Annotated in this window: 12 protein-coding genes, 8 tRNA genes, 1 rRNA gene and 3 pseudogenes; 1 reads left to right on the top strand and 23 read right to left on the bottom strand. The window is 32.5% G+C overall.

Translation table 11 applies throughout. The annotated features are described in order from the left end of the window. Position 1: 1 nt before the first annotated feature. The 14 genes and pseudogenes from BCR24_RS06380 to BCR24_RS06310 form a co-directional block, all read right to left on the bottom strand. A complete protein-coding gene (locus BCR24_RS06380) occupies positions 2-616 on the bottom strand; it encodes a P-loop NTPase family protein (protein WP_069639726.1) in 615 nt (204 codons plus the stop codon). After that, entirely contained in the window at positions 613-1,581 is a 969-nt protein-coding gene (locus BCR24_RS06375; protein ID WP_069639725.1) for a radical SAM/SPASM domain-containing protein, read from the bottom strand. The genes BCR24_RS06380 and BCR24_RS06375 overlap by 4 nt, the downstream gene beginning before the upstream one ends. Further along, on the bottom strand, positions 1,569-3,188 hold the full coding sequence (locus tag BCR24_RS06370) for a carbamoyltransferase family protein (RefSeq protein ID WP_069639724.1): 1,620 nt from the start codon (positions 3,186-3,188) through the stop codon (positions 1,569-1,571). The genes BCR24_RS06375 and BCR24_RS06370 overlap by 13 nt, the downstream gene beginning before the upstream one ends. 29 nt (positions 3,189-3,217) lie before the next feature. After that, positions 3,218-4,366: an iron-containing alcohol dehydrogenase family protein gene (locus tag BCR24_RS06365; protein ID WP_069639723.1), complete on the bottom strand. Its 1,149-nt coding sequence runs from the start codon at positions 4,364-4,366 to the stop codon at positions 3,218-3,220. Positions 4,367-4,372: 6 nt separating this feature from the next. Next, complete coding sequence (locus tag BCR24_RS06360; protein ID WP_157804674.1) at positions 4,373-5,491, bottom strand: nucleotidyltransferase family protein; 1,119 nt, start codon at positions 5,489-5,491, stop codon at positions 4,373-4,375. An 11-nt stretch (positions 5,492-5,502) separates the two neighbouring features. Beyond that, the gene (locus BCR24_RS06355) at positions 5,503-6,333 is read right to left on the bottom strand and encodes an HAD hydrolase family protein (protein ID WP_069639721.1); all 831 of its coding nucleotides are present in this window, start codon (positions 6,331-6,333) and stop codon (positions 5,503-5,505) included. Between the two features lie 27 nt (positions 6,334-6,360). Then, entirely contained in the window at positions 6,361-6,594 is a 234-nt protein-coding gene (locus BCR24_RS06350) for a phosphopantetheine-binding protein (RefSeq protein WP_069639720.1), read from the bottom strand. Between the two features lie 678 nt (positions 6,595-7,272). Beyond that, complete coding sequence (locus BCR24_RS06345; protein WP_069639719.1) at positions 7,273-8,481, bottom strand: type III PLP-dependent enzyme domain-containing protein; 1,209 nt, start codon at positions 8,479-8,481, stop codon at positions 7,273-7,275. Beyond that, positions 8,471-9,403 carry a hypothetical protein gene (locus BCR24_RS06340; RefSeq protein ID WP_069639718.1) on the bottom strand — a complete coding sequence of 311 codons (933 nt, stop codon included), beginning with the start codon at positions 9,401-9,403 and terminating at the stop codon, positions 8,471-8,473. Before BCR24_RS06340 ends, BCR24_RS06345 begins: the two co-directional genes overlap by 11 nt. 19 nt (positions 9,404-9,422) lie before the next feature. Next, positions 9,423-9,950 carry a hypothetical protein gene (locus BCR24_RS06335; RefSeq protein WP_069639717.1) on the bottom strand — a complete coding sequence of 176 codons (528 nt, stop codon included), beginning with the start codon at positions 9,948-9,950 and terminating at the stop codon, positions 9,423-9,425. Next, a complete protein-coding gene (locus tag BCR24_RS06330) occupies positions 9,947-11,389 on the bottom strand; it encodes a class I adenylate-forming enzyme family protein (RefSeq protein ID WP_069639716.1) in 1,443 nt (480 codons plus the stop codon). Before BCR24_RS06330 ends, BCR24_RS06335 begins: the two co-directional genes overlap by 4 nt. A 104-nt stretch (positions 11,390-11,493) precedes the next feature. Then, the gene (locus BCR24_RS06325; protein ID WP_069639715.1) at positions 11,494-12,528 is read right to left on the bottom strand and encodes a hypothetical protein; all 1,035 of its coding nucleotides are present in this window, start codon (positions 12,526-12,528) and stop codon (positions 11,494-11,496) included. Between the two features lie 256 nt (positions 12,529-12,784). Further along, positions 12,785-13,766, bottom strand: a pseudogene (locus BCR24_RS17380) (transposase). A 138-nt stretch (positions 13,767-13,904) separates the two neighbouring features. Continuing rightward, positions 13,905-15,024, bottom strand: a pseudogene (locus tag BCR24_RS06310) (IS110 family RNA-guided transposase). Between the two features lie 427 nt (positions 15,025-15,451). Between BCR24_RS06310 and BCR24_RS16405 the strand changes: the two are divergent. Continuing rightward, positions 15,452-15,793, top strand: a pseudogene (locus tag BCR24_RS16405) (transposase); the annotation flags it as partial. Between the two features lie 574 nt (positions 15,794-16,367). Here the strand turns inward: BCR24_RS16405 and BCR24_RS06300 are convergent. The 9 genes from BCR24_RS06300 to rrf form a co-directional block, all read right to left on the bottom strand. Continuing rightward, positions 16,368-16,444, bottom strand: a tRNA-Pro gene (locus BCR24_RS06300). 82 nt (positions 16,445-16,526) lie between these two features. Continuing rightward, positions 16,527-16,600: transfer RNA gene (locus BCR24_RS06295), tRNA-Arg, on the bottom strand. 98 nt (positions 16,601-16,698) lie between these two features. Beyond that, positions 16,699-16,784, bottom strand: a tRNA-Leu gene (locus BCR24_RS06290). 14 nt (positions 16,785-16,798) lie between these two features. Continuing rightward, a tRNA-Gly gene (locus tag BCR24_RS06285) sits at positions 16,799-16,870 on the bottom strand. Between the two features lie 8 nt (positions 16,871-16,878). Next, positions 16,879-16,951 (bottom strand) — tRNA-Thr (locus BCR24_RS06280). Positions 16,952-16,984: 33 nt separating this feature from the next. After that, positions 16,985-17,066, bottom strand: a tRNA-Leu gene (locus tag BCR24_RS06275). Positions 17,067-17,078: 12 nt separating this feature from the next. After that, positions 17,079-17,151 (bottom strand) — tRNA-Lys (locus BCR24_RS06270). A gap of 6 nt (positions 17,152-17,157) precedes the next feature. After that, positions 17,158-17,230 (bottom strand) — tRNA-Val (locus BCR24_RS06265). A gap of 14 nt (positions 17,231-17,244) precedes the next feature. Continuing rightward, positions 17,245-17,338: ribosomal RNA gene (rrf, locus tag BCR24_RS06260) — 5S ribosomal RNA — on the bottom strand; the annotation flags it as partial.

Raw genomic sequence — 17,338 nt, 5'->3', positions numbered from 1 at the left:
GTCATTTCCTCATTTCACACATTGAAAGAATTATCTTTGTATAGTATTCCCAATCTTTTTCACTGGTGTCGATCCTCAAAACTTCACCCGCAACTCCTTGGAGTTTTTCAATCATCAGCAACTGTCTTTCTGTAAAAATTTTTAGCGCCTTTTCATTTCCACCTAAAGCTTCAATATAGTTTTTCCACCCGCTCTTCCTATACATTAAGGTTTCCTCAATACAACGCTTCTTTAGTAATGTTTCTGGTAGTTCAAAAAATACTGTTTTAAATCCAAGTTTCTTTAATCGTTGATCAATTCTTATAAATTCATCTTCCGAAATTAACTCTCGTGAATAAGCATTTAGATGAAACCCTTCAAAACAGACGCTGATTTTCTGTTGCTGTCCATTTGATGTTTTATCTAGTTGTGCTTCAAAAAAAAGCTGATCTTGGAGCTCTATGAAACTTAGAAGTTGATCAAATACATACTCAGATTTATTAGCCATTTTTTCAAATGTTCTAAGTGTATAATACTCTGATAACACCAGCGTGTTTAGTTTCAATTGTTTCAATCTTAATTCTTTAAAAACACTTGATTTTCCTGATCCTGTTACTCCTTCTAAAATAATTCTCATCTTACATTCACCTGTTCCAATAAAGCTAATTCACATTTTTGACAAAAAAAGGCTTTCGCAGGATCTGTTTCTCCATATATTTGCTCTCTTATGCTATTAACTTTTTTTGAATCCCATATTTCTTTTATAGTTTGAGTTTTCAAATCGCCAATAATTACTTGCTTTCTCCAATCCTGACAACATAACGATACTGTACCGTCGTAATTAATCGCCAATCGATTTTTCAAATAATCCGATTTACAGCCAACAACTTTGTATTTATCTTCTAAAAACGTCTTTTCATTTTTACTACCATTATTTTCAGCGCGATCTAAATACGGATAAACTTTAAATTTTACTCCCAACTCTTTAAAGTATTTTCTTGCAACAGTAATTTCTTCTTGGCTTATTAAACCGACTTTATCTATCATGGTGAATTGGATGGTCATTAATGATTTTTTCTGCTTTACTTTTTTCAGAAGATAAAAGAAATTATTCCATGTATTGATGTAGTCCAACCCCATAATCGACTGATATGTCTCATAAAAAAAACCAAAAATACTACATCTTAGTTCACTGATAAGCTCTTCTTCCACAATAGCATCGATTGTTTCGTAGTTAAGAACCGAAAGATTACTTGAAACTTCTACATTACAACCTATTTTTTTAATTTTTCTTAGTGTCTTTAAAAAATCTCTATCCAAAAAAGGTTCATTATTCAAATATGGCTCAATGTTGATAATTTTATGTCGATAATGTTGACATTCTTCTAAAATCCGATCAATCAGTTGAACTTCCATTTTCCCGAGAGGTATTTCTTTTCTAACCTGTGGATGTGGACATACCTTACAAAAGGCGTTACATTTCCCGGAAAATTGAATCTCTATATATTCTGGAAAATCAGAAATTTCTGTGAATTCTTTATTTTTTTCAAGTTTTCCATCATTTCTTAACATAACTTTTTCCTGCTTCTTTAAATTTTCCATACTAAATAATTCCCCATAAATAAATAATCAATATCTGACTCCAAAAAACAATCAATTGCATCGTGTGGACTTTCACAAATAGGACGACCTTTAATGTTAAATGATGTATTTAAAACAACTGGAATACTGGACAGTTTATAAAATTCCTGTATAACTGAATAAAATTGTGGATTGAACGTTTTCGTTACAGATTGTACTCTTGCTGTTCCGTCAACATGAACCACAGCGGGTATTCGAGAAATCACTTCTTTGTTTGTTTCCGGAATTAGCAACATATACTCATTGCTTTTTATCATTTCAAAATATTCTTTTTCATGTTCTGCCATCACTGCAGGAGCAAATGGCCGGTAACTTTCTCTAAACTTTACTCTATTATTTAAAATGTCCTTCATCTTCGGATTACAAGGATTTGCCAATATACTTCTATTGCCTAAACTTCTGGGTCCAAATTCAGAACCTCCTTGATACCAAGCAATAATCCTATTCTCCTTTATGAGTTTTGCTGCAAGCTTTTCACCGTTCGCTAATTTACTGTAAAAAATTTTATCTTGCTGCTTTTCCAAGCTCTGTTCTATTTCTTCGTTATTGTACGAGAAACCATAAAAATTATTTTTCATCTCTTTTTTTGAACAGTTATTTTTTTCATAAAACTTTGATAAAGCAGCTCCTATTGAGGTACCCGCATCATTTGCTGCTGGGCAAATAAAGATGTTTTCAAATTTTGTATCCATTAAAATTTTCTGATTTGCTAATCCGTTTAATCCAACACCTCCAGCGATACATATGTTTTTACTTTTAGTAATTTCATATAAATAATCTGCACATTTTACTACTAAATCTTCTAATATCTTCTGAGCAGTAGCGGCCAAATTCATTTTAGTTTCCTGCTCACTTTTAGTTTCAGCCAAAACTTTTTCTACGTATTGTCTGATATTCTCAATTTCAATCTCTACCTGCCCTTGTTCAAAACGAATAAAACGCTCAAAATCCTCTTTATATACAGGTTTTCCATAAGAAGATAGGCCCATCAATTTTCCTGATTCACTGTGAATCTTATTATCTCCACCCATGCTTTGACATCCAAGCATTTTTGCTATCATGGAATAAAAATAACCTATTGAATTATTCGGTTTTTTTACAATTCCATTTTTTATCTCACCATCACCACTTACTCTATCCATAAGTGCAATTCTATTTTCTGTCCCTCTATAATATGAAATAGTTTCCGTAGAAAGCCCTTTGGAGTCCTTTATGATACTGCCACTATGATCAATCACCAAAATAGCTGTATCTTCAAATCCAGACTCATAAAATGCACTTGCTGCATGTGTATAGTGATGATTATAAAGTTGACTCATCTTCCCTTTTACACAATCAAAATAGTCCTTATTCAATAAGTCATTACTGACAAAATAGTCAATTTCGGCTTCTTTAGTATTCGTTTTTTCAAGAACATATTTATAAGCCAGATTCTCTCTTAACTCACAGCCGTACCCATACTTTTTTTTTGCCAACCGTTCTTCCTCAATCGCAATTTTCACTTCTCCATTTTCAACTAAACAAACTGAAAAATCATGAGTTGATCCTCCAAAACCAATTATTTTCATAGTTCCCTCCTATTTTCATTTTATCGTTCTTAGGGTTTTTCTTTCTGTAAACACTTTCTCAGAACAATCATTAACTCTCTGTTTTCTAAAGCTACACCTCTGTAATCACTTGAGTTTATTTTGTTATACAAACTATCTAATTCTAGTTCATTAATAGGATCAGTATACTCAGTAAAATGTGGAACCTGCAGATTTTCAAACATTTCTATCAAAGTCTGTTCAATACAACTGTTACCAATTGCAGTCTCAATATTCTTCATTTTTTCATCGATTTTCTTATCCTTAGAACGAAGTTGCTTTATTGTTTCAACTAAAGTAAATACACTCGCAAAACCATGTGGTATTTTATATGTTGGTCCCAATACATCACTTATATGATGTGAAAAAGTTAAACCTACACCAGTTGCGAAAGACATCGTTGCTAGTAAACTTGCTAAAAACATATTTTCTGCAGCCTCTTCATTCTGATTATTTTGATATAGTTTTTCAAGATTCATACTAATAAGCTTTAGTGCAGAGATTGAGAATAAACGACAAATTTCATTCTTATCATTAACAAGATAAGATTCTAGTGCATGAGACAAGGCATCTACTCCAGAGGCAGCAATCTGTTCTTTTTTCAATGTTTTTGCTACTAGTGGATCAATCAACGCGATGTCTGCAAAGCACCCTCCACTACTAAATCCCCGCTTAATTTTATGCTGTTGATCATATAGTACAGTCCCTCTGGTAATTTCGGCACCAGTACCTGCAGTTGTCGGAATCAAAATCATAGGAATTTTTTTCTCAGCCAAAGTTGTGTTTGGGACGAGATAGTCTTCAATATTATTGGCTTTAGAGCTCAATAATATATTGACAGCTTTTGCCGAGTCCAAACAACTGCCACCGCCTATTCCGATGATTCCATCATAAGAACAATCCATACATATTTCTGCAATTGCATTAATAGACTGATCTGTAGGTTCGCATACTACATAAGGACAAACATCTACGCTGATACTATCCTTACACAAATCTTCCCGCATCTTCTCAAACCATTTTTTTTTACTAATTTCTTCATCTGTCAGAATTAGGATAGCAGACATATTCAGTCTGTTTGTATATTCTAAAATCTCCTTCAAAATTCCTTTTTTAAAGTGAACCTCCACAGGTAAATGGTACTTAAAGTCATACTTCATAATGCCTCATTCCTTTCTGAATTGTTGATATTTTTCCATACGATTAAAGTCAAAAACACGTTCTCCAATATGCAAGGAATCAATTATTTTTGTTTTCCCATCAAAAGAATACAATTCATGTGTCTTGGCAGATGGATATTCTTTTATTAGATCTAAAATTGAAGGTTCATTTAAACCAAAGAAGTCATTACAAATTGAAAAAGTATAGAGTACTTCATCAGATACTTGAAAATCCTCCACTCTGGTAATAAAAGAATCTAGTTTTTTTTCTTTCAATACTTTATGAATCAAAATATGAACATCACAAAGCTTATAAAGCGCTAAATCTTTGTAGGTTTTAACTTTTTCCAATGATACAGCTTCTTTGTAGAAATGGATACAGACGAAAAGAAGCAAATCGATTAAACTCAACGAATAAAAAGATTGTTTATCTTTTTTTCCAGCATATAAAAATCGGCTACCATGCATCTTATTTACATACTCATCTGTTCTATTGGTTGAAAATAAATCTAACGAAAATTGAAAGTCCAGAATATGATAATTCAGATACTCATTATCCACTTGCTTAATCAATGGATAAATTTCATGAGAAGACAGAGGCCTCATCAGCACTGCTTTTCTGGTGGCTTCTTTAATTCCATTATGAATATAGTCCTTTTTTCCAAAAACATATCCTTCATCTTTTGCAATTCTGACAATAGCATCTAGATCTTTTTGTTTAACAAGAATATCATTATCATTAAAACTTCTGTATACATCTTCTGGATACCCGTATTCAGATAGGGCAAGACCTTTGACTAAAACATATTCAATCGCTTCTTCAGTCATTTTTTGGGTAATCCTAAGCGTTTGTTTCTCTTGTGCACTGTTAATGCTTTGCAATAATTTATTTTCCTGATCTAAAATCGTTATAAATCGATCATAGGAACACAAAAAATTTTCTTTTTTAAAACAGTATTTCTTTACAGTTGCCCAAGAAATACCGAAAATCCGATGTATTGCCAACTGACCTAAAACAACGGACCAATCTAATCCATTCTCCATTAAATGAATTAGTTCAAGCTCTTCTTTTTCATCTAAATAATATTTAGCTAACAAAGTAACTAACCTATATTCTTTTTTCATTTCACTGATTTTCATATTTTTCTCCAATTGATTAATTTTTCAATAAATAAATCTAAAAAACAAACTAATTCTCCTGTTAAAGAAATATTTGAAGCTTCTACTGCTTCTGATTCTGATTCTCTAACACTAACTCCAATACTAGCTGCTTCTAACAGTTCAACATCATCTTTATCGTTTCCAAAGAACATCGTATTCTGAAATGTAGATTCCTTAAATTCTGAAAAAAGAAACTGTGCTGCCCCTTCTTTTTTTGTTATTTCAGGAAAAATCCTTACGGTGTTAAGCTTTCTGTACTGTCTTATGACTACACCTTCTACCTCTAAATATTCCAAGTTAAATGACGTGTTAGGAAATATATAAATACTTAATACAGCTTCTTCTTTTAGCTTTTGTTTAAGCAAATCACTTGATATCTCGGCTAGTCTACTTGAAGCTACTTGAAAAACCATTTGATATTTTATTCTACTTTTTTTATTTATAGTATAGATGTGTTCTGGACAGACAATTGCATAATCATATCCTCTTCTAGTAACAAACGTAATTATTTTTTCTATGCTTTCCGAATTGAGTCTGTGAATAAATTGATTTTTTCCACTTTCTGAATAGGTAATATTTCCGAACTGACCCAAAGATTTCTCATAAAAATATTGATCTATTTGATCCTTTTTTACAAATTCTTCTAGACTATCATATTCTCGTCCACTAATAATAATGGAGATAATTCCTAATTTTTTTAACTGCTCTACTCTTCTTAAAACTGGCTTTACATTGGCATTTGTTTTTGTAATTATCGTTCCATCAATATCAAAAAAGCAGTATTTGATTTTTTCTATTTCCTTCAACCCTTCTCCTCTTTTCAAAATTGTTGGTCAAGGCAGTAGTATGCTCTCAATCGTCTCTTTAAGCTTCTCAAAATTTTCAAATGTTCCAGGAACTAAATAGCTGTCAGGGATTTGAATATCAAATTCAGTTTCAATTGAAATCAGAAGCTCAATTGACGACATAGAATCTAATCCGAGGTTTCTTAAATTTTCACTCTTTTGAATTTCCTTAATGTCTTCATATAAATAATTATTTATAATACGTTCCAATTTTTTTTCCACTTTATAACTCCAATCTACATTTTTGACTTCAAAACCTTTAAAAATTATCTTTTGTCTGGTGGCATTCCTCCCAAATATCCCTGTTATTTTCGATATTTTACTATGCTAACTATTTATTTTTTTACCAAAGCCTTTCCACAAAAAAAGAATTTGATTATTAACGATTATAGTAAAAATAGGAACTGAAGTTAATAATTTAGATAAAGGTCAAAAGAAGATTTTTATCATACATATAAATCCATATTTCAAACATTCATTTTGTTTTACCGCTTTTTATAAAATATTCAAAAAAACTATAGCCGCGAACTATCATAATTTAATGACAGTTCGCGGCTATAGTTCAGAAAAATATTTCCATTTTCTATTTCATCACAAAACATATTTGTATCCAACTTCTCACATACAAAGTTTCATTTCTTTTTTTGAATCAAACTTCACTTCTTTTTTCGAATTAATTCTCATAATTTTATCCTCCTTTTTCAAAAATTGATACTGATTAATATCTTCTTTTATTATAAAGTACTAGAAAAAGGTAAACTAGATTATCTCTGTTTTCCAAAATTTTTTTAGCGTGATTAAGTTTTTCAAGCTGTTAACTAAACTCTTTTGTCTTTTAAAAATAACGTAAAACAATGTATACTTTAGATCATTAACGTCCAAATATTATAAGATATCTAATTAAAATTCAATTTCACTTTTTTCAATGATAGTCTGAGAAATAGAAACAATTTGATTATTGTAAAAGCAAATCTCTTTAGGTACTTCTCTGCTTAAAAAATTGATTAAGCTAGAGGATAAACCGTATGCTCCAACATTGTTTATATAAAATAGGTCTCCCGAGTAAATCTCTCTTGATGTTTCAACGCGAGAATTAACGATATCCAAAGGAGAACATGACGGCCCAACTAATCTGTAACAATTTTCTCCCCGGCTACTATTCATAAAATTGATATCATTTTTAGGTGGTAGTGTTCTCCTACTTCCAGAAAAACCGTTCAAACAATGTATTCCAACGTCTGAAATCAAATACGGTATGCCTTTGCTCACTTTTTTATATAAAATACTCCCTAAAAGAACTCCAGATTCAGAAGTCAAATATCTGCCAGATTCAAAGAAACATTTCTTACTTTCTCGATTATCAATCTTCATAAAACATTTTTCAAGATTTTCTTTTAGGGAAGTAAGCTCAAATGCATTATCATTACTTGCATACGGGGCTGGAAATCCACCACCTAAATCTAGCATCTGTAAAGAAATACCCATGTGCTCAATTTTATTTCCTATTTCCACTATCGCTTCTACATTTGAAACTATTTCATTCAAGTCTGTAATATTACTACCAAAAAAACTGTGTATACCCTTCACTGTAATGTGTCCCGATTTAAACCTGTCTATATTTTCTAGAAAAACCTCGAGATCTATGCCAAATTGACTCGAACTGCCCCCCATTTTTAATGATGAGTGACTATTTTTTGAAGAAATGTTTAACCTAATAAAAATGCCAATTTCTTTATTTAATGACATACAAAGATGGTTGAGCATTTCAAATTCTGGAATAGATTCACATGAAATCAGACTAAGTCCATGACAAATCATATAATGTACTTCATTATACGTTTTTGCCGGAGAAGTAAAAAGAATTTTGCTAGGTTCTACATTATTTTTTATTAATAGCATAAATTCTTCTTTGTTTGCGACTTCGAAGTGACTACCTAACTTACTTAAATGCCTAATTACCCCTGGATTGTTATTACATTTCACTGAATATAAAATAGTACTATCTTTTGGTAAAGCTTTTTTCAGTCGTGTATATGCTTTCGAAATTATATTCAAATCATAGATATATACGGGGCTGCCGTAGTTTTCGATTACTTTTTCAAGATTCATTTTTTATCTCTTTGACCCTTTCTTTTAAAAAATCCACTGCATCATGTTCCATTACTGTTATTTCTTTCAATAATCGCTCCATTGTGTCATAAATTTCTTCTTGAATACAAGTTGATACGATTATTTTTAAAATAGACATAAATACATTTGACCATTTAGTATAAATTTTAAGATAGAGAGATCGAATTTTTACTTCACCTCTAAGCTCAAAAAAATCGGCTGCCTGTTTCCTACTTCTTCGAATAGTATCAATTCCTTCTGAGAAGCTATCTAGTCTGTAAAAATCTTTGTTCACTATTGCTTTTAAAATATCTGTTACAATTTTTTCTAAGGCGTCGAATCCATAACTAAACTGGTAATCCCCATAGGACTGATATATATTCTGATCAGTCATCAATTTTATATTATGTTGCAATGCTTCTAACGTACTAATCTCTTTGCAAGTTGCCGCATCTATTACTTCTATTCGAACAAACTTACATTTAACAAATTCTTGGGAATAATTCCACCATGATAGTAAGGTTTCCTTCTCTATGATTTTCTCACAGCCAAAGTAATTATCCTGAATCGAAACTAGATCTTCGTTTATATCTATTATGAATGCATGAATATGATGCTCTTTTTGATACATATTACAGTAATTCAGAAAAAAATAATCTAGTTTAATTATATAACTCCCACTCTGCTCTATTTCCACTTCAATAGCAGGATTAATTTTTTCCTCAAGAAGTATACCAAAATAGTTCAAGAAATAGTAATCATAATAATGATCTTGGGTAGCGATTGTAAATAAATTAGAGTGGCATTGCTTTCCATATTCCAAACCAGCTCTCCAAAAAAAATGTTTAAATTCATAATTCATAGCTTTTAATTTTTCTGCTAAAAGCATCTCAAAACAATTAAACTGTGGCTCTTGTAACATTTAATCTACCCCTCTATTTTTAAAATAATGTGATTGCAAAAATCCGAATACATAAATTATCTGGTAATTTTATATAGTCTACTTTATATTCTGAATCTAAAGGTACCTTCATCTCAAAAACAGAAGCCTGTTGATTGATTTTTCTTGCTTCTGGGTGTTGGGAAATAACATATTTTGTTGTGTAAAAAATAGAAGTATTCTCAAAATTGACAGATGTTCTGCTAAAATTCGGGAAATTAACTTCTACTTCATACTCGCCTCTTTCTGATCCAACAACGACTTTTTCTATATAATCACCATACAACCCCAAAGCGATGATTCCCAGATAATCAAATTTTTCTTTTGCTTCAATTTTAATATTATTATTTTTCGCTTCAAAATTATCTAATTCTTCATCATAGCAAATTTTATAATCTGATCGATTGCTAAATATATTTTTAGGGTAAGGAAAAGCGGTACCCAATAAAGTCAGCATAGCCTCATTATCAAGATCATCTTTCTGATAAGCTTTGTTATTGAAATGTTTTGATATATTTATACTTTTCATTCAGTAGGGCTCTCCAATTCAGCACAATATTTTTTAAGCTTTAGAACATCTATTTTTCTGTTAGAGGTCAATGGCATTTTTTTTATTTTTAACACTTTAGGAATTTTGTACTTATCGAGTTTAAACTTTAATCCATCTCTTACGATTTTTTCTGAACATTCTCCCTGATAGACCAAAAAGAAATTGTCATCAAGTGTAAATACTTTTGCAAAAACCACTTCAGGGGTTTTCATTGCGATTGATTCTATTTCAAATGGATCAATCCGATAGCCATTATATTTGATAAATTCTGAACTGCGCCCTTCAAAAAATAAGTAACCTTGCTGATCAATATAAAATTGATCTCCAGTTCTAAAATATCGCGCTTTATCAATCTCAAAATAGTGGATAGCTTCTTCTGTTGATTTATCTGATAAATATCCAAATGTAACACTTGGTCCTTCTACAACTAATTCGCCATAACCATATTCACTTAATTTATTTGATTCATGATCTATCACATAAGCTTTTGTTCCCGGCAATGGTTTTCCTACAGAAGTTGGTTTAAATTTGAATTCTTCCGGAGTTAAAATAGAAACTCTCTTACATTCCGTAATGCCGTACATAAAATAGATATTTAAATTTAGATTTTGTTCCCAAATTAGTTCCTGTATTGAAGGAGATAAATATTCTCCTGTGTTTGTTATCGTTTTTAACGACAACATATTCAACAAATTGTTTCTTTTGGCCAACCAGATTAAATTTGTTGTCGTTTTAGGTAATGAGGGCAGAAAAGTTATTTTTCTCTCTGAAATAAAAGACAGCAGCGCAAACTCTGAATACTCTTCAGAAAAGAATTCTAATCTACAATTTTTAATTACTGTAAAAAAAATATGATACAATCCGTAATCAAATGTAATCGGAAGAAATAGACCAATTCTATCCTCCGAACTTAGTTTCAATATCTTTAAAATAGATTTGATACAAAAATAAATATTAGACATCATTATTTTAATCCCTTTGGGTACACCTGTAGAACCTGAAGTAAAAATGGTCAGTACTTGTCTATCTTCAATGAAATAGTCAATATCAGTTTTATTTCCAGTATACTTTGAGGAATAAATTGACTTGATAGAAATCTCATTATTAACTAATACATTCTCACTCTCCATAATAATTATTTCTGGATGAAAAATAATTCTACGTTGTTTTTTTGATTTACTTTCTCTTTTTAAATCAACTAAACAGACATTTATTCCTAAAGTAATTGTAGCTATCAATATAGGAATAATTTCAATCTCATCAAAAAATTCAATTAATATACTTTGATCAAATATTTTATGGGCATTGAAGTAATTTATACAACATTGAGTTTTTTCATATAAGATTTTATTAGTTAGTTCATTTTTCCCTGACTTAAAAATAATTTTATAAGGACTATTTTTTGCATTTTTAATCACATTTTTATATAGAATATCGCATTCTCCTTCCTAAGTTGCTATAATAATTTTTTGTTCATTTTACCTATTCAAACAGTATTTATTTAAGGAATTCTTGTTTTATATTAACGAACTTTTTTGTTGCACATAGTATATTTAGTCAACTTTTCTGATTTTATTAAGTATTCAGCAGCTTTTTTATATTTTCTATGATTAAAATAAAAATGGGCCAAGCTTCTAATAGCAGCTTTTTGATATAAAAGCACATGATTGTTACAAAAAAAACTACAACACAAAAGCATTGTCTCTTCATAATGTAAAAAATTAATATTTTCTTCTAAATTAATACAACAATACATATAAATATGCTCTAGTGTTTTATTGTAAATTATTCCTTTGACTTTTTTTAATTCTTCTTTTGCAAGTTCCTTTTCGCGGATTTCTAACAAGCAAAAACTCTTAATGATCTTTAGAAAATTGTCTTTAGGTAATTTCTCATTATTCTTATCAATCAATTCTAGACTATCTTGAAAGCTTTCTTTTGTTATATGCTCCATGATAAGCAGCATTAATTGCTTTTGATTACAGTCTGAATCACTCACTTCATCTTGAAAAACAGTATTTTCGACCTCTGTATTTAAACTTGCCATAATTTGTATAACTTCTTCAACTTGCCAATTCACTTTCTTCTCGATATTATCCGTACATCTTCCTATTTTTATCAACTGCTCATTACAAGCAGAGGCTCCTTCATAAATTTTTTTTAAGCAAAAAACTAGTTCTATAACATTTGAATCTTCTGAAGAAATTAATTCAGACATTTTATTGATTAAAGAATAGAAAATATCAAAATTAATACAGTCTAATTTGAACATTGCAGACTCAAATTGACAATTTGAAAATAAATCAGCGATCTCATAAATATTATCAATAAAAAAATGTTTAAATAACTCATTTGTTAATCTCATATTTTTAAAATGATTTGATACCTGCATTCTATCTAACATCAAAAAATATGTTTGCTGGTCAAAATGATACTTACCTGATATCATATTTGAAAAATGACTTTCACTTATAATTCCTTCACATAATTTCTTTTGTGGAATACATTTTTTCTTACATAAGAATAATGCAATAAACATTCTCATCCTTTCACCCATTTAATCTCCACCTTTTTTAACTTAATTCTAATAAAAAGCCAGCATTTTTTTAATACTTTATGCTAAGCAACAAAATTTTTTCTTTTATTCACAGTTTATTAAGAAATTATAGAAATACTTTTTTCTTCTATTTTATGCTTAAAATACAAAAAAAAAGCCAGAATTAGTCTATTCTAACTGTTCCAAATACAGTATCTTACTAAGTATATTCCAACACCCATTCCTACCATGCAAACTAGAGTTTGGGACGTAAGTCCTAAGAACCAAAAAATAGAAGACCGAAAATCATAAAAAAGATTTTCAGTCTTCTATTTTTTAGATTATGGGGAGAATCATGTTTATTATTGGGTCTATTCAATCGATATTTCCTTAAATTTACAGCCATTAACGCAAAGCCAATTTCATTATGTGTCTTCTGTTTTCCTCGAACAGAGAACCGAGTGAAGCCTAAACAAGCTTTCAAATGTCCGAAAGCTGGTTCAACGTCAATTTTTCGTTGACGGTAGAGTTTACCTGTTTTTGCTTCTGAAAGTAGCTGTTGAATCCTCGCTTTAAAGTATTCCCAGTTCATGTTCTTATGAATCCCACAATTCTTGTTACTCTTCGCTTTTGTACATTGGCTTCGAAGAGGACTATTCGAGCAGTCTTCACGTTCATATTGTTTTAAATACCGTGTAAACCCATACTTATCTGTACGAATAGAATAATTTCGAAAATTCATTATAAAGGAAGGTTGATTTCTCAGTGAGCTTTTTGTCAAAGTTATCAACGGATTTTCTCCAAACAAAGGTATATTTATTTGCGTTGGCTTCAATCTTTGTGCCATCTATAAAAATGTCATCTTCATCGATTAATTGTTCCTTGACTAATTGACTACGGAATTGGACGAAGCACTCCCGAAGGAGTGCGTTCACTAAGGGATTCACACGGAAACGATTGATCGTTCGATAGCTCGGCTGATAACTTTGAGTGAGCCACATCATCCGGATACTATCCTTCGTTAAAGCTTCAATCTTTCGACCAGAGAACACAGATTGTGTATAGGCACATAAAATCATCTTCATCATCATTTTCGGATGATAAGAAGAAGGGCCCATTTGATGGTGAAAAGGAAGAAAATGTGCCTCGGGAATACTTTCAACTAATTGATCAATAGCGAATGCGATATCATTATTTTCTAACTGAAAGCTAAAATCTAGAGGAAGAATGACTTGATTTGTGGTATAATTTTTAAAAATAATCCAGATGCCAATCAATTTGACTGGTATCTGGATTTTTCGTTAGGACTTATTATACGAAAACTAAACTCGTAAAAAAAACAAAAAAAGGCTACCTCCTACCTAATGCGTAGTTAGCCATAATTGGTCTAGAACACTTTAGCAGTTATATATTAGAGTGTTCTTTCTATTTTTTAAATAACTTTCTCCAAGTTCATCATAGCGGGACTGATCGGAAAACATCCGATAAATGATACGTAACAATAAATGAACGGTCGCTACAACCGATTTTTTGTGTCCAGCATTTCTTCTTACTCGAAAGAAAAATGCTTGAATTCGAGTAGGTTTCCCTTGAGAAACCGCCAGTGCCCCTTGTGCTAAGACTTTTTTTAGATAAGAATTTCCTTTTCCTACCCGTTTACTTCGCGTCTTTCCAGCACTTTGATTATTTCCTGGACTCGCTCCTGCCCATGAAGCCAAATGCCCAGATGAGAGGAAAACAGACATATCTATTCCTACTTCTGCAAGTACAACTGCCGCCGTTCTTCGATTGATTCCAGGGATTTCCTCTAAACGTTCTACGTATTCTTCATAAGGAACGAGATAGTCGTTTATTGTTTCTTCGACTTCTACTAATTGTTTTTCTAGGGATTCAAGCAATTGAGGCACTTTTCTGCGTAATGTTGTATAAACACACTCTAAAATGAGTGTTTCTGTGATTGGCCTGTTTTTTACTAAAGCATAGAGCAACGCTCTACCTGATTTTCCGTAGATATCTTTAATCACCGAGGTTAATTTGATTCCAGCATTCTGTATTACCATGTGTCCGCGATTTTTTTTCCCGATTCAAATCTTCCACTAAATGTTTGCGATAACGTGTTAAATCTCTCAATTCTTGAATAGGTTCTGGTGGAACAAAACTTGTAGGAACGACTCCTAATCGTGTGAGACGAGCAATCCATTCCGCATCTTTCATATCCGTTTTTTTTCCTGGAATATTTTTGATGTGACGAGGATTCGCTAACTGCAGCTCAAAATGATTCTGTAAAATCCGCCACACGCATTTCCAATAAACACCGGTACTTTCCATACTTATATGTGTGACTTCGTAAGAAGTCAACCAATCAGATAGGTCAAAAAGACCACGAGTTGTCGTATCAAAACTACCAAAGAATTTTTCTGGGCGTTTTTTCCCTTCAGCAGAACGAATAATGCACGCAACAATTACTTTTTGATGGATGTCTAATCCAGCACAACAAGAACGAAGTACATCTTCCATTTTCAACATTCCTCCTTGAAAAAAATTACAGAAGAGGTTATTCTACTTATAGAAACAATTTATTTTTATACGCAGGTTCTATGACCTAATGATTGGTGCAAATAAGTAGAATGATCTAGTTTGTCCCTCAAGGTTACTTGGAGCAGAACCTCAATAAGTGATCGACCTACAAGCCACTCCTGTCATCTCTAAGTATGACAGGAAAAAGCCTGCAGGTCGATCACTTTCGTTTTCATTCTGTTTGGTGAGGGCGATCGCCCTCATGGGTGTTTGTCCCAAGCTCTGGTCTAACTGTTAAAGTCTATTATGAGCGTGTTTTACAAGCCATAGTACACACCTCCATCTATATATTGATTTCAATACTAATCAGTACCACTATATATTTTATTATGTTTAACTTTTATTAACCACATAAGTTATACTTTTCAAAAGTGGTTACTTCGATTATGAAGTATTTATGTTTAATGATATTTATTTTTGTTCTCAAGGTATAAGTCATTTGTCATTTTCAACAATCACTCGTGAGAGCTATCGAACGTATAAATCTAATCCAAAACTCTGCATTCATTGTTCATTACTTGAACCCTGTACTCTGAGTGAAAAACATCAAAAAGTTGTGACTCGATATGTTTGGGCTGATCTGATGGACAAACTTGAACATCAACGCCATACGACGTTGAATAAAGAAATGTACAGAAAGAGAAAACAGACAATTGAACGAATATTTGCAGATGCAAAAGAAAAGCATGGAATGCGTTGGACGAACTATATATTTTCGTCCTATTTAGATAAGAATAAAGACTTTTGCGAGCCATGTCTATATAATAAAAAGAAGAGGTCAAAAGACTATTTGACAAGGGAGGTAAGACATTGGTGAGACACAAAAAAATGAATAAGGAGTGGTCAAAAAAGAAAACAAAGGAAATTACTAGAAGCCCATTATGAAGATGCAATTCCAATCGAACTTTTCAAAAAGGAACAAGCCACTTTGAAAAATTCACTTATCGGTATTGATAACCAATTGAAGCTCCATGTTAATTATGGTCAACATGCAAAAGAGAACTATAGTCGAATTCTTGAGATGATCGAAGGTTGCCATAAAGTGTATGCTACTGCACCCAATTATATCAAACACTTGTTTAACCAAGCATTATTTGCTAAAGTTCTTGTATACTCAAGTTGCAACCTATCTTATGAAGCTGCTGATAGCTTCGACCCCGTAATAAGCATTAAAGCGCACAATAAAAAAGAATCCGCTAATTCTAGCGGATTCTTCGACACATTTATCTCAGTACCTAACACCTTAAAAAATTTTTTTGGTGCAGGTTTAAATAATGACAAAATGGTCGGGAAGACAGGATTCGAACCTGCGACCCCTTGGTCCCAAACCAAGTGCTCTACCAAGCTGAGCTACTTCCCGTAGCTATAATAATAAAAAAGACTAAATGCTTAAAAGGAACTAGTACCACTACCCTCTAAACCGTAGTCAAACATTTCAACTATGCACCCAAAGGGAGTCGAACCCCTAACCTCTTGATTCGTAGTCAAGCACTCTATCCAGTTGAGCTATGGGTGCTAAAACAAGGATCAAAGTCAGATGAATTCATCTACTTCGTACTTGCCAACATCTATTCTGTCAATTGTACAATTGCCATTTATAGTGTTTCAAAGCAATGCCGAGGACCGGAATCGAACCGGTACGGTGATCACTCACCGCAGGATTTTAAGTCCTGTGCGTCTGCCAGTTCCGCCACCCCGGCGAAAGAACAAGCTAAGCGGAAAACGGGGTTCGAACCCGCGACCCCCACCTTGGCAAGGTGGTGCTCTACCACTGAGCTATTTCCGCAGTCTGGATGCCGGCTAAAGGATTTGAACCCTCGACCCTCTGATTACAAATCAGATGCTCTACCAACTGAGCTAAGCCGGCGTATAAGCGCCTAGTTAAAAACAAGACTAAAAATGCGGGTGAAGGGACTTGAACCCCCACGCCGTAAGGCGCTAGATCCTAAATCTAGTGCGTCTGCCAATTCCGCCACACCCGCAAAATATTCCTATGAGCCGTGCAGGGCTCGAACCTGCGACCCTCTGATTAAAAGTCAGATGCTCTACCAACTGAGCTAACGGCTCAAAAAATGGAGGTTGACGGGATCGAACCGCCGACCCCCTGCTTGTAAGGCAGGTGCTCTCCCAGCTGAGCTAAACCTCCAAGACAACACTTTAGCGTGGCGACGTCCTACTCTCACAAAGGGAAACCCTTCACTACAATCGGCGCTAAGAAGCTTAACTTCTGTGTTCGGCATGGGAACAGGTGTAT

This window comes from Enterococcus ureilyticus (genome assembly GCF_001730315.1).
Taxonomy (GTDB): domain Bacteria; phylum Bacillota; class Bacilli; order Lactobacillales; family Enterococcaceae; genus Enterococcus_L; species Enterococcus_L ureilyticus.
The sequence above is the reverse complement of the archived record's forward strand: the minus strand, read 5'-3'. Positions and strand labels throughout refer to the sequence as shown.

Bases quoted from the DNA above. Each gene is read 5' to 3' on its own strand.
- BCR24_RS06340 (WP_069639718.1), bottom strand. From the start codon at position 9,403: ATGTTACAAGAGCCACAGTTTAATTGTTTTGAGATGCTTTTAGCAGAA.
- BCR24_RS06345 (WP_069639719.1), bottom strand. From the start codon at position 8,481: ATGAATCTTGAAAAAGTAATCGAAAACTACGGCAGCCCCGTATATATC.
- BCR24_RS06335 (WP_069639717.1), bottom strand. From the start codon at position 9,950: ATGAAAAGTATAAATATATCAAAACATTTCAATAACAAAGCTTATCAG.
- BCR24_RS06325 (WP_069639715.1), bottom strand. From the start codon at position 12,528: ATGGGTGAAAGGATGAGAATGTTTATTGCATTATTCTTATGTAAGAAA.
- BCR24_RS06365 (WP_069639723.1), bottom strand. From the start codon at position 4,366: ATGAAGTATGACTTTAAGTACCATTTACCTGTGGAGGTTCACTTTAAA.
- BCR24_RS06380 (WP_069639726.1), bottom strand. From the start codon at position 616: ATGAGAATTATTTTAGAAGGAGTAACAGGATCAGGAAAATCAAGTGTT.
- BCR24_RS06360 (WP_157804674.1), bottom strand. From the start codon at position 5,491: ATGAAAAAAGAATATAGGTTAGTTACTTTGTTAGCTAAATATTATTTA.
- BCR24_RS06375 (WP_069639725.1), bottom strand. From the start codon at position 1,581: ATGGAAAATTTAAAGAAGCAGGAAAAAGTTATGTTAAGAAATGATGGA.
- BCR24_RS06370 (WP_069639724.1), bottom strand. From the start codon at position 3,188: ATGAAAATAATTGGTTTTGGAGGATCAACTCATGATTTTTCAGTTTGT.